Origin of the sequence: Coleofasciculus chthonoplastes PCC 7420 (assembly GCF_000155555.1) — a bacterium.
In the GTDB taxonomy this organism is placed as follows: domain Bacteria; phylum Cyanobacteriota; class Cyanobacteriia; order Cyanobacteriales; family Coleofasciculaceae; genus Coleofasciculus; species Coleofasciculus chthonoplastes_A.
Genome location: NZ_DS989876.1, coordinates 75,736 through 88,871 on the forward strand (window position 1 = coordinate 75,736; position 13,136 = coordinate 88,871).

The 13,136-nt window shown below is 43.8% G+C and carries 10 protein-coding genes; 6 read left to right on the plus strand and 4 right to left on the minus strand.

What is annotated here, in order from left to right:
• Window positions 1-115: 115 nt before the first annotated feature.
• Window positions 116-1,744, minus strand: a complete 1,629-nt coding sequence (prfC, locus tag MC7420_RS32565; protein WP_006106022.1) for a peptide chain release factor 3 — start codon at window positions 1,742-1,744, stop codon at window positions 116-118.
• A gap of 465 nt (window positions 1,745-2,209) precedes the next feature.
• On the opposite strand from prfC, the gene MC7420_RS32570 reads away from it, so the two are divergent.
• The 3 genes from MC7420_RS32570 to MC7420_RS32585 all read left to right on the plus strand — a co-directional run bounded on the left by MC7420_RS32570 (window position 2,210) and on the right by MC7420_RS32585 (window position 5,789).
• Window positions 2,210-3,595, plus strand: coding sequence for a sensor histidine kinase (locus tag MC7420_RS32570; RefSeq protein ID WP_044211001.1), 1,386 nt, complete (start codon window positions 2,210-2,212; stop codon window positions 3,593-3,595).
• Between the two features lie 192 nt (window positions 3,596-3,787).
• On the plus strand, window positions 3,788-4,135 hold the full coding sequence (locus tag MC7420_RS32575) for a DUF4870 domain-containing protein (RefSeq protein WP_006105982.1): 348 nt from the start codon (window positions 3,788-3,790) through the stop codon (window positions 4,133-4,135).
• Window positions 4,136-4,344: 209 nt separating this feature from the next.
• A protein-coding gene (locus MC7420_RS32585) for an IS5-like element ISMich1 family transposase (RefSeq protein WP_390436282.1) occupies window positions 4,345-5,789 on the plus strand; the annotation gives its coding sequence in 2 pieces (ribosomal slippage) (window positions 4,345-4,785 and window positions 4,788-5,789; 1,443 coding nt in all).
• 433 nt (window positions 5,790-6,222) lie between these two features.
• On the opposite strand, the gene MC7420_RS32590 is transcribed toward MC7420_RS32585, so the two are convergent.
• Complete coding sequence (locus MC7420_RS32590) at window positions 6,223-7,206, minus strand: GntR family transcriptional regulator (protein ID WP_006106028.1); 984 nt, start codon at window positions 7,204-7,206, stop codon at window positions 6,223-6,225.
• A gap of 543 nt (window positions 7,207-7,749) precedes the next feature.
• Between MC7420_RS32590 and MC7420_RS32595 the strand changes: the two genes are divergently transcribed.
• The 3 genes from MC7420_RS32595 to MC7420_RS32605 all read left to right on the plus strand — a co-directional run bounded on the left by MC7420_RS32595 (window position 7,750) and on the right by MC7420_RS32605 (window position 10,788).
• Window positions 7,750-8,490 carry a dienelactone hydrolase family protein gene (locus tag MC7420_RS32595; RefSeq protein ID WP_006106015.1) on the plus strand — a complete coding sequence of 247 codons (741 nt, stop codon included), beginning with the start codon at window positions 7,750-7,752 and terminating at the stop codon, window positions 8,488-8,490.
• A gap of 84 nt (window positions 8,491-8,574) precedes the next feature.
• Window positions 8,575-9,474, plus strand: a complete 900-nt coding sequence (locus MC7420_RS32600; protein WP_006106065.1) for a S1 RNA-binding domain-containing protein — start codon at window positions 8,575-8,577, stop codon at window positions 9,472-9,474.
• Window positions 9,475-10,080: 606 nt separating this feature from the next.
• Window positions 10,081-10,788 carry an ROK family protein gene (locus tag MC7420_RS32605; RefSeq protein WP_006106030.1) on the plus strand — a complete coding sequence of 236 codons (708 nt, stop codon included), beginning with the start codon at window positions 10,081-10,083 and terminating at the stop codon, window positions 10,786-10,788.
• A gap of 235 nt (window positions 10,789-11,023) precedes the next feature.
• Here MC7420_RS32605 and MC7420_RS32610 read toward each other — a convergent pair whose 3' ends face one another.
• Together MC7420_RS32610 and MC7420_RS32615 are read right to left on the minus strand one after the other, a co-directional pair.
• On the minus strand, window positions 11,024-11,374 hold the full coding sequence (locus MC7420_RS32610; protein WP_006106054.1) for a hypothetical protein: 351 nt from the start codon (window positions 11,372-11,374) through the stop codon (window positions 11,024-11,026).
• A gap of 126 nt (window positions 11,375-11,500) precedes the next feature.
• The gene (locus MC7420_RS32615) at window positions 11,501-12,322 is read right to left on the minus strand and encodes a hypothetical protein (protein WP_006106039.1); all 822 of its coding nucleotides are present in this window, start codon (window positions 12,320-12,322) and stop codon (window positions 11,501-11,503) included.
• Window positions 12,323-13,136 lie beyond the last annotated feature (814 nt).

A 13,136-nucleotide genomic window follows, 5' to 3' on the forward strand; every position in this document is an offset into this window, starting at 1 on the left:
TCAACATCAGTCCGCGCAGGCGGACTTGGTTTGTGTAGCTGCGAATTCCATTCGCCATCTGTTTTTTCTGGGTCTTTATTCCCCTCTCCTCGCAGGAGAGGGGTTAGGGGAGAGGTCACAACGAATCAGGTTCCTGTCCCGACGCCACAGGCGCTGTTGCATTCAACTGCAACTCTGGATGATCCCCAATCACCTGCTGTAAATTCCACTCATTCTTAAACAACAAAACCGGACGCCCCCAGTTATCTTTCACCACCGCCGTGTTAAACAACCGTCCCGCTTTCTCTAAAGCCTGCCACCCCCCAGCTACCCAACGGGCAACACTATAGGGCAACATATCCAACAACGTTTCTACGCCATATTCATTCTGTAAACGGAACTGTACCACCTCAAATTGCAACTGTCCCACAGCAGCTAAAATTGGGTCGCGCTTGGACTCATCCACCGAGTACATAATCTGTATCGCCCCTTCTTCGCGCAACTCAGTTACCCCTTTGTGGAACTGCTTGAATTTAGAGGGATTGGGATTTTTCAAATAGGCAAATAATTCTGGAGAAAAGCAAGGAATCCCTTCATACTCCAAACGCTTGCCATTGTAAATCGTATCCCCGATCGCAAACACTCCTGGATTATTTAACCCAATCACATCCCCTGGATATGCCACGTCCAGCGATTCCCTGCCTTGGGCAAATAACTTCTGAGGTCTTGACAAACGTACCGTTTTACCAGTCCGCGCATGGTTCACAGTCATGTCCTTGTCAAATCGACCCGTACAAACCCGGACAAATGCCACTCTATCCCGGTGCTTGGGGTCCATATTGGCTTGCAGCTTAAACACAAATCCGCTGAAGTCGGGATAGGTTGGTGGCATTTCCCCCTCGGTAGACTTGTAGGCTTCGGGTTGCATGGCGTACTCTAAAAAGGCATCCAAAAACAGCTTGACGCCAAAGTTGGTCATAGCACTGCCAAAGAATACAGGCGTCATCTGACCCTGATGCACCAACTCTAAATCTAAATCGGGTCCAATCCCCTCAATTAGTTCTAGTTCTTCTTTCAACTGATAATACAGGTCTTGATCCAGCAATTTTTCAATCCGGGAATCCCCCAAATCGATTACCGTATCTCCCGCTTCCTTACTCCCATGTGCTGTTCGTTCAAATAAGTGAATTTGCCGCAGACGGCGGTCAAACACGCCCTTAAAGCGATCGCCCATACCAATGGGCCAATTCACGGCATACGTCTGTAACCCTAACTCCTGCTCAATTTCATCCAGCAGTTCCAAGGGTTCCCGCGCCGGACGATCCATTTTGTTCATAAATGTGAAAATCGGTAGCGATCGCATCCGACACACTTCAAACAACTTGCGCGTCTGTGGTTCCAACCCCTTCGCCGCATCCACCAGCATCACTGCATTATCCGCCGCCGCCAATGTGCGATAGGTATCTTCACTAAAATCTTGGTGTCCCGGCGTGTCCAGCAAATTAATCTGGCGATTCCTGTACGCGAACTGCAACACCGTTGAAGTAATCGAAATTCCCCGTTGTTGTTCCATCGCCATCCAATCTGACGTTGCCTTTCGCTGCGCCCGTCGTGCTTTCACCGCCCCGGCTTCGTGAATCGCACCTCCATATAACAACAGCTTCTCGGTTAGCGTCGTCTTCCCCGCGTCTGGGTGGGAAATAATCGCAAAATTCCGTCGGTGTTCAACCGCCGTTTGCAGTTCAGCCTTAAGTTCAGTGGACATTCAAAACGCCTAATTACGGAACACTCAGCCTTCTATTATAGAAGTTGAGCTTCTGTGTCGGTTGGCTTGAGTTAGTATTTTCTATATCCTAAGTCATAAATCGTCAAGCTTTTTTTATCAAAATTAACCCTATAGGCTATAACCCTAGAAGGTGTAGTTTCTGCTAATTTTGGGGAATACTGAAATTAGCGCCGTTTGAGTCAATCAAATTGCTTCAGGTTCAAACGTTAACAGGGTGAGAACTTTCTCCTTATTTTTTCTCCTTATTTCTTGGCTAGAGGGTTACATCCTCCACCATCAAAAATCAGGGTTAGTAAGGGGTAACAAGGAGGCGTCGGGTTCCTGACTGTATGCTGGACTGTATGCTGAGTCATAGTTCACTGTTTCACGGATCACTGATTGAGTCCCCTCAAACCGTTTTAATTTTACCAGATAAGAGCTGATTATTGACTAGAAGGAGACATTATGCAGTCGTTTATCACGCACAGTTTGACTGCCCCACTTTTCATGCCTCATGGCAACTGCTACCTGTGGAAGCCCGGTTTAGTCTGGCTACATCTTCTATCCGATGCCTTCATTGCCCTAGCTTATGCTTCAATTCCCCTAACCTTAATCTATTTTGTTTATCAACGACGGAATTTGCCGTTTTCCCGGATCTTTCTCATGTTTGCCGCTTTTATCATTGCCTGCGGTACTACTCATGCGATGGCAATTTGGACGATTTGGCATCCCGATTATTGGCTATCTGGATTAGTCAAAGCAATCACAGCATTAATTTCGGTCTATACTGCCCTAGAATTAATACCATTAATGCCCAAAGCCTTTGATGTTGCCAGTGCGGTGGAACTTGAAGCTGCCAATAAGCGTTTAGAAGCTGAAATTAGAGAACGTCAGCAAACCGAGGTTGCACTCAGGCGATCGCAGGATGAAATCCAGCAAAAAGCCACCCTCTTAGAAAAGGCGTTGCGCGACTTGCAACATGCCCAAGCCCAATTAGTTCATACGGAGAAAATGTCCAGTTTAGGACAACTCGTCGCCGGGTTAGCCCATGAAATTAATAATCCAGTTAACTTTATTTTCGGGAATCTAGTCCATGCGAAAAATTATGCTCAAGATTTACTGAAGTTAATTTCCCTCTACGATAAGCACTATCCTCAACCTGTCCCAGAAATTCAAACGACAGCGGAACAGATGGATTTAGCGTTTCTGCGAGACGACTTACCTCACCTACTCGAATCAATGGAAGTGGGAACCAAGCGGATTCGTCAGATTGTGCTGTCGTTACGCAACTTTGCCCGGATGGATCAAGCTGAAGTCAAGGCGGTAGATTTACACGAAGGGTTAGAGGGTACATTGCTGATTCTGCAAAATCAACTCAAGGCAAAACCGGGATATGCGGAAATTAACATTGTCAAAGAGTATGGAGATTTACCCAAAGTCGAATGCTACGTGGGACAACTCAATCAGGTGTTTATGAATCTCTTGAGTAATGCGATCGATGCGTTAGAGGAATCAAGAACCACGGATAATGGACAAAATCATCCCACAATTCGGATTCGGACTGAAGCGATCGCACCTAACCAAGTTGCGATCCGGATTATCGATAACGGTCCGGGAATGACTGAGAAAACTCAGCGTCAACTCTTTGACCCCTTCTTTACCACCAAACCTGTGGGGAAAGGAACCGGATTAGGACTATCCATTAGCTATCAAATCGTCGTCGATAAACATCAGGGTCAGCTGAACTGTCGATCCGCACCGGGACAAGGCGCAGAATTCGCGATCGCGATTCCGATTCAGCAACATCGACAGCAACAAATACCTCAGCCAGAGGTGAGTTTGACGGCGTGAAGGGGATATGAGGTATAGGGTATGCAAATGCAAGTAAGATCACCGACTTCTCCAAGAAGTCGGCGATCTGTGTACCTTATAAGAGGAATATCCCCCCTGCGTAGGACGGAATTTACGACCTGTCTTGTTCAGAGAACCTGCTACAGTCAGAATGAAGAGTTAGTTTCCCTTGAGGGAAAGGAGGACTGTCGCATGACGTATGATGTTTATGATAGCGACAAACGCAAGCTTTTATCTGCCCTCTGTCATGGATCAATATTTATTAGTGCGGCGGTAATATCTATCGGTATTCCGATCGCCGTTTTGTTAGTGTCTGATGACCCAGTGGTCAAAGAAAACGCGACAGAATCGCTGAACTTTCACATTAACCTTTGGCTCTATGGATTAATCTTTGGCATCTTGACGATTGTGCTTATTGGTTGGCCCCTACTGGGTCTTTTGGCTATTGCGAATGTCGTTATGCCAATTATCGCAATTTTGAAAGTGTTGAACAATCCCGATCAATCTTTCCGTTATCCCTTTATCTTCCGTATTCTCTAGGTTTCGCTTCATTTAGTCACACCCATTCGGACTCCATTTAAATTAAAAGGTGGAGTCCTTTTTATCTAAATTATATAGCAATCCTAAATAGGGCTTGCTGCACAAGACCGAAACCCTTAACCATCAATGCTTTGAGCCGTATTTACAGTTGACTTGGTGTTCATGAATCTGGTAAAATTGCTCAAAATCCTTGCATCATGATCAGGTAGATGTACCGAAAAGTTGAGAACGCCCCCAGGGAAGCCGAAGATTTTGAACTACCATTTGAAGGAAAGTTATCACAGGATAACCGCTGGGTAATCATGGCTTCTTTAGTACCTTGGGAGGAATTTGAAGAAGAATATGCCCAAAATTTTTCTGCGGAAATGGGAGCGCCAGCGCTACCATTTAGGGTAGCACTGGGTTCATTAATAATCAAAGAAAAACTAGGAATAAGTGATAGAGAGACAGTCGAACAAATCAAAGAAAACCCTTACTTACAATACTTTATAGGTCAAAGGCATTACAGCAGCGAAGCTCCTTATGACTCATCACTATTGGCCAGATTCCGGGAAAGGATAAATGTGAATCTAGTCAACCGAATAAATGAGAAAATGGTGAAGAAAAGTCAAACAGAGACGGATGAAGAAGCTAAAAAAAAAGTGCCGAAATCCAAAGTCAAGAAAGAAGAGAGTCAGCCAATAAAGGACAACTAATAGTTGATGCAAGCTGTGTGCCAGGAGATATAAGTTATCCCAATGATTTGGGGATATTAAATAAAGCTAGGGTCAAAACCGAAAAAATAATAGACAGTCTATATGAACCCCTGAAGGATCAACTAAATAAAAAACCAAAAACTTATAGAAATAGAGCCAGAAAGAATTACTTAAAAGTAGCAAAGAAAAAGAGACAAACAAGAAAAGAAATAAGAAAAGCAATAAAAAAACAACTGCAATACATAAAGAGAAACTTGGGGAGTATAGACGCGCTAGTTAAGGCAGGGTCTAGTCTTGGGGCATTGAGTCGTACTGAATATAAGAGCCTGTTGGTAGTTAGCGAAATCTATCGTCAGCAAGAATGGATGTACAATAATAAAGTTCATAGAATTGAGCATAGAATAGTAAATGTGAGTCAAGCCCATATCCGTCCAATAGTTAGAGGCAAAGCGGGAGTTGCCGTAGAATTTGGAGCTAAAATATCGGCAAGTGTAAGAGATGGATACGTATTTTTAGACCGTATCAGTTGGGATAACTTTAATGAATCTGTCGATTTAAAAGCTCAAATAGAAGCTTATTATAACTACACAGGATTCTATCCAGAATCCGTTCATGTAGATAAAATCTATCGCAGTCGAGCCAATCGATCCTTCTGTAAAGAAAAAGGAATTAGAATCAGTGGCCCTCCCTTAGGAAGACCGAAAGCCAATGTCAGTCAAGAATTAAAGAAACAAGCTCAAGAAGACGAGAGAATTCGCAATAATATTGAAGGAAAATTTGGCATATCAAAACGTAGATATAGCCTAAGTCGCGTCATGGCTAAACTACCTCATACGTCCGAAACAGCTATTGCCATTACTTTCCTCGTCATGAATCTGTCTGCCCTGCTCAGGCAGGTTTTTTGTCTTTTTTATATATATTCCACAATCAAGTCTTTTTCGGCGTCAATTCATTATTAAACCTTATAATTAAGCGAATCGTTAACAACAATAACTTAAGTTCGCTGTCGTATTATATAACTACTTAATCCATCAGTTGTGTTTCTTCGACTTATTCAGCAGACCCTAAATAGATTGTGGCAATGGTTGGTTCTCCCGTACATAAGGTGATAAATTTTCCTTATATGTGTAGCGATTGGCTTGATTTGAAGAAAACCTAGCTTAATCGCTTAATTAGTTGGGTTCATTCATAGTTACCGATGAATCCTTCATGGAGGTGAATGAAGGATTTTAGATCGTCTAGAGAGATAGCGGCAAAGGTAAACTTAGGCATGGCACTGAGATAACTTGATAGATAAAAACATACAAAATAGCGAGCGAGACGCTCGCACTACAACCATTCCCTGTTAAGAGTTCCCTATCCTCACCACAATCCTTATTCAGCAACCCTTAATTACCCTAAACCCAACTCACGTTTGAGTAAATTAATCGATTTTGTGCCAATATAATTTTCACTGCAAACCAGCTTAGGCGGACGGATCAGATCATCCCTGGCGTCTAGAATTGCCCGTTTAACGGCATCATAACTGGCTTGATCGCTAATAATTGTTCGCGCACTACGGACTAAGGCATTAAGTTTATATTTATCATTAACCTGAGCGGTAATCAGGAGTAAATCATCCCCACGCAAACTGTGGATAATCACATCTACAATCCGTAGAATACCCCCACTCAAACTTACACAGCCCAGACAGCTATCTTTGGGGAGAGTTTTAACAATTTCGATTTCTTCTCCGTAATCGTGGATATCCACCGGAATCACCCGCACAGATTTGGGCGCGGCGATCGCTTCGGCTTTTTGGATAAAATAGCGGCTGGTGACGACTGTACCGGAATTGGTGCGTTCTAGGGTTTGCTCTAATTCTTCTAAGGGGACTAACTGGACGGGAATTCCCAGGGCGGATTCCAATTCTTGCACCATTAACTCCCCTGCGCCCATATCTCGTGACTCTACGGTAACCAGCACTCTAGCACTACAGCGCAACCGCCAGTCAATTTCGGCTAAAAAGAGTTCGCGGGCTTCATTGAGGGAACATCCTTGCGAGAGTAATTCGTCCAGACTCTGCTGAACAATGCTGGATGCTTGTGGATATTGCTTGAGGATCGGAGATTGGCGCTGAGTGCCACCTTCATGACCCTGGGCTTTGACATAAATCCCTGATCCAGCGATGGATGCAACCAGTCCTGTTTCTTCAAGCTGGCGGTACACTTTACTGATTGTATTCCGATGCAACCCCGTCTCCATGGCTAACTGACGGGTACTGGGCAATTTATGTCCCGGTGGATATTGACGAGAGGCGATCGCAAACTGAATTTGGTCGAATAGCTGCTTTGAAGCAGGGATTTCGCTATCGGGCTGGATATGATGCTGAACCATTATAAAGTCTCCCAAGCACTTGCTCTTCAATAGACACAAGAGTATAACGTACAGTTGAAGATCGGATGGTGGGTGGCTGACCCTCTAGTCCTGACCTAGGCATTTCTCTAAGCATGTATCATTTGGCGGTTTATACCAGAATACCCTCTTGACTAAGCTCTTGTACATTTAAATAGCCGCTCCTGAGCAAAAACAAAACAGGTAATCTGTTAGCTTAATGATATGTGTTTATTAAATAGTCTAGTTTGATCGGCTTACAAAGTGCAACAGAATTTTTGTTTGTTTAAATCAGTAGATTGAAAACTAAAATCCTATTCTGGTTTGTCCAAATCATTAGAGGGTGGCTTACCCCCAGAAATAGACAATAAATCCTTGAAAAATAATAAGTAAACCAATAGAATTATAATAATCCGTAAATAATTTGCTGAATTGGGGGGACGTGAGCGTTACAATTAAGCAGAAGTTTGACCGTTGACCAGAAGGTCAAAAGCCATAGCAGCGAGGACTGCGATAGATCGACGAACAACAGCATGAACCTGAATTATGACGGCTAGAGAAATCAAAAGCGATTGGGTGAAGATTACAAACGGCTCTCTACAAATAGACGCTTACTTAGCGATGCCCGTGGGAGAGAAGTCTTTACCAGGGGTGGTCGTGTTGCAGGAAATTTTTGGCGTGAATGACCATATCCGAGACGTGACTCAGCGGATTGCCAAAGAGGGATATGTCGCGATCGCACCCGCCCTCTATCAACGCCAAGCCCCCGGTTTTGAAACGGGATACACAGAAGCTGACCTGAAAATCGGTAAGGAGTATAAGGCGCAAACGAAGGCGGAGGAACTGCTGGGTGACATCCAAGCGGCGATTGACTACTTACGGGGGCAAACACCCGTTAAATCGAATGCGATCGGCTGTATCGGCTTCTGTTTTGGGGGTCATGTCGCCTATCTAGCGGCAACCTTACCCGACATCAAAGCCACAGCCTCCTTCTATGGTGCAGGAATTGCCACGATGACGCCAGGAGGAGATGAACCAACGATTACCCGCACTCAGGATATTACGGGAACCATCCATCTCTTCTTTGGTTTGGACGATGCTAGCATCCCGGCTGAACAAGTTAACCAGATTGAAGCTGAACTGAAAAAGCAGCAAATTTCCCACCAGATCTTTCGCTATGAGGGCGCTGATCATGGATTTTTCTGCGATCAACGTGCTAGCTATAACCCACAAGCGGCAAAAGATGCTTGGGAAAAAGTGAAGACGCTATTTCAGCAGGAACTGTAGTTATTCGTCATCAATTATTTGTCATCAATAACTTCAAATGGCAAATAATAAATGATACATCGATTTTTTCAACACTTAATACTCATGACTTCAGAATCAACCCGTTCTCAAACCAGCAAAACTGCCTTTTCCATGGAAGATTTTGCCAAAGCCCTAGAAGAGTATGACTATGAATTTAGTCAAGGGCAGGTGGTGCGAGGCAAAGTGCATAGCTACGAGATGGAAGGCGTTTATGTCGATATTGGCGGGAAATCCTTGGCGTATGTTCCGGGAGGGGAAGTGTCAGTAGCACCCGTAGAAGATTGGTCAGAGGTGCTGCCATTGCAGGAAGAGTTAGAGTTTCTGATTATTCGGGAACAGAATGCTGAAGGTCAGATAACTCTATCACGGCGTCAGTTGGAAATCAATAAGATTTGGGATCAATTGGCGCAAGTGCAAGACAGTGGCAAGTCGCTACAGGTGCAGGTGACTGGCGTGAATAAAGGTGGTGTGACGATAGATTGGCAGGGATTGCGAGGATTTATTCCGCGATCGCACCTGAATCAACGGGGGAATTTAGAGTCGTTGATTGGTCAAAGTTTAACCGTTAGCATCCTGGAAGCCGATCGCGATCGCAGCAAGTTAGTCTTTTCCCAACGGGAAGCCACTCGCGCTGCAAGTTTCTCGATGCTAGAGGTTGGACAGTTAGTGGAAGGTACTGTCTCCAATATCAGACCTTTTGGTGTGTTTGTGGAATTAGAAGGGATTACTGGCTTGTTGCATATCAAGCAAGTCAGCCAAAACATGGTGGAATCCTTGACGGATATGTTTGAGGTGGGTCAATCGATTAAAGCGATCGTGATTGATTTAGATGAAGGGACGAATCGCGTTTCTCTCTCGACAAAAGTGTTAGAAAACTATCCAGGAGAAATGGTGCATAAAATGGCAGATGTGATGGAAAGTGCTGAGGCACGTTCAGAACGGGCGAGGGCGAAAATGATCTAATCTGAACCGTTCTAAATTGTGTGTAAGGGCGGGTTTCACGATTAGCTTTTGAACGAACGGAGGGGAGGGCGGGTTTTGTAGCTAAGCTAGGGAAAACAATCAAAATTAGTCCCTAAACCCGCCCCTACACAATCAAAACTCAAACAAAGGGCGGGTTTTGTAGCTAAGCTAGGGAAAACAATCAAAGTTAGTCCCTAAACCCGCCCCTACACAATCAAAACTCAAACAAAGGGCGGGTTTTGTAGCTAAGCTAGGGAACAACAATCAAAGTTAGTCCCTAAACCCGCCCCTACACAATCAAAACTCAAACAAAGGGCGGGTTTTGTAGCTAAGCTGGGAACAACAATCAAAGTTAGTCCCTAAACCCGCCCCTACACAATCAAAACTCAAACAAAGGGCGGGTTTTGCAGCTAAGCTAGGGAAAACAATCAAAGTTAGTCCCTAAACCCGCCCCTACACAATCAAAACTCAAACAAAGGGCGGGTTTTGCAGCTAAGCTAGGGAAAACAATCAAAGTTAGTCCCTAAACCCGCCCCTACACAATCAAAATGTTGTAGTTGTAGTGGTTTCCTATTTTTTTATCTGAAACAGGAGGATCAAAATCCGATGGCGCAAGCAGATGAATCCAGCCGTACCCTGAGTGTAGATATTGGTGGAAGTGGAATTAAGGCGATCGTGTTAGATCAGGCGGGAAATCCAATCACTGAACGCCATCGAGTCACCACACCCCAACCCGCTAAACCGGATGCTGTCATTGACGCGATCGCAGAATTAGCCGCCGCCCAAGGAGAGTGCGATCGCGTATCTGTGGGTTTTCCTGGCGTAGTTATGGCTGGAGTCGTCAAAACCGCTGTGAATTTAGATCCCAGTTGGCAAGAATTTGATCTCGCGACTACCCTGTCTCAAGCCTTAAACAAGCCGGTGCGGGTGGCTAACGATGCAGATATACAGGGATTAGCCACAATTCAGGGTAAAGGGGTGGAATTGATGATTACTCTGGGGACAGGATTTGGTTCAGCCTTATTTATCGATGGTAAACTCGTCCCCAATTTAGAAATGGCGCACCACCCCTTTCGCAAAGGCGACACCTACGAACAACGGTTAGGGCGGGCGGCGTTAGAGAAGAAGGGAGAGAAGAAATGGAACAATCGTTTACAACGTGCGATCGCGACCCTAGCCGAGTTATTTAATTACGACTATCTTTATATTGGTGGCGGAGAAGCGAAAAAAATCACCTTCGAGTTACCAGCGAATGTCAAAATTGTCCCCAATATTAACGGATTATTAGGCGGAATTGCCTTGTGGCATGATTAATTTTTTCTAATTGTTTACCCCTGTAGGGGCGGGTTTATGGACTTTCATTACGCTATTGATAATAACGTTAGTTCAAACCCGCCCTTTTTCAATTGTCGTGACGTAACACAGGTTGGTAGTATTAATAAAGGTAGGTTGGGTTGAACGAAGCGAAACCCAACAAAGATTACCATGTTTTGGTGTTGGGTTTCGTTCCTCAACCCAACCTACGACTTAACTTAATTGGCTAAATATTTTATAATATAATATTCTTCCATTCCATTGCCTTTTCTTCAGCAAATATCCTTAGATGCCGAATATTGGTTGTCGCAATCAAAACATCACGTCCGGGAAATTCTTGACTCAAGAGACTCCATTGAGCAGAAATAATCATATCTGCATCAATATTTTGAGCATCCGCCGTAGGTATATGACTTTGACGTGCCTCAGCCCAAAACTCTGCCGCCTTTTGCATTACTTCTTTGGTTAAGGGGAGAAACTCAATTACTTCTCTCAGATTATCTAGAAGTCTTATACCCTCACTTTTTATCCGAATCAACTCTCGCCTAACTTCATAATCAGAAATTTCCGAAGCCACTACATACACGGATTTAGACAGTAGGTCATATAACCATTCTGTACATTGATATATTTCATTCGTTTCCGCTTCTGATATATCTGAATCGGATTAGCGAGTAATCCCAGCACTCCAGAGTCTAAAAGAACTATCACTTTATTGATTCCGTTTATTACGTCTGCTTTCAATCTTTTCCATTCTTGCTTTAGCCCAAGCCATTGCTAGTTTATTTCTTTCTAATTGTTCTTCTGGAGTACGTCCCAAATGTCTCATCCAAAGGGGTTGTACTTGTTCGATAAGTTTCAGTTGCCCGCTATCATCAAGCTCTGGTACTACAATTATTATGGGTTGCTTCAAGCATACTGATAAAAATTTTGTGAATCGATAAGAGACCTTTTGGGGAATAGGTAAGAATGTCTTTAATTTTATCTCTTCCAGAGCAAATTCAACCAAATTTCGGAAGAATTTTAGCATCGCTTTATCTCCTTCTTTTAGGGTAGATTCATCCAAAAGGCTATGGATTAACATCATGATACTGTAATACATATCATCTATATAACTTTTGCTCATCTGAAATTCACAATACTCTTCCTGCTTACTGAAAGCTATGGATTTTGCTAGCTCACTCAGAGATTCATAAGCTATGGATAATTTCTCAATTTCATAGTTTGTTGGCTCCCGTACATCACAGTGGTTCTCTTGTTCAATAACAGGCAGAATAATTGTCAAAACATTTACAATCGCATCACGTAATCCATAACTAAAAATGCCACCCTTAGCCCATGATAGTAGGCTGCCGTCTATTTGCCCTGTCACTGCTGGAAATCCCAATAATCTTTGATAGGCAATGAGAATGTTTCGGCGTTCTGCTATAGGTACTTCCTGATAAAGAAACGGAAGGATAGGTTTTAGTTCATTCGTTAAACCATATATTTCATGTAACTGTATACTGCTATTATTTTCTTTGTGGTCTTCCATTTTGACGCTTCCTTACCTTATCTATAGTGTGGTCATTGCTTGAAAAATTTTAACAGATTACCTAAAAACAAACTACGAATCTGGTGATTCTCCAGCCAGCCTCAGCACAGCAGCGCGGGTTTCCCGATCGCAGCGAAAGCGAAGTGTATCAAGCTGATCTAAAATGGGTGATACCGCAGTGTAATTTCATACATAGCAAAATTTAATCTCAACATTCTCCAATTGTAGTTGTCGGGTAGGCATTCCTGAATCACATTCCCAACGACTACCTCAACGTAGCTTCAGCCATGCCCACCAATAAAGTTTTGTAACAAAGCCTTGACTCTGCAACATAAATCCTTCAATCTGCTAAGATAATCCAAATTCAACCGAAAACTCTTAGCGCCACTCAAAGCTGTTAGCGCAGCTCTGAGCAGCTAACCCCCAAACTGAGCAAGCAGTCTGGAGGCTAGAAGAAATAGTAACACTCCTCTAGCCACTCCGACTTTTTATGGCAATTTGTGCGGGGTGGCTAAGATTTTGGGTCAATCGATTTAGGGTTGAGGATTTGGGCGGTTTTCCGGGCCAAAAAGCCGATATTGCCACAAATCCAGCATCAACTGTCCTAAATCAAGCCAACGCTACCGCAAATACCCAAATCAGGAGTGATTTACCATGTCTCGGAACTTGATCACGGCTGGGATAATTGATCCTCGCCAATTTTCTCTGGACGAAATACGCCTCCAAGTCGCTACATTTCTTAACATTCCCCTCCAGCAAATCGATCGCGTCGAATGCTGGCAACACCAAATCTGGGTCAAGCTAGTGGAATCCC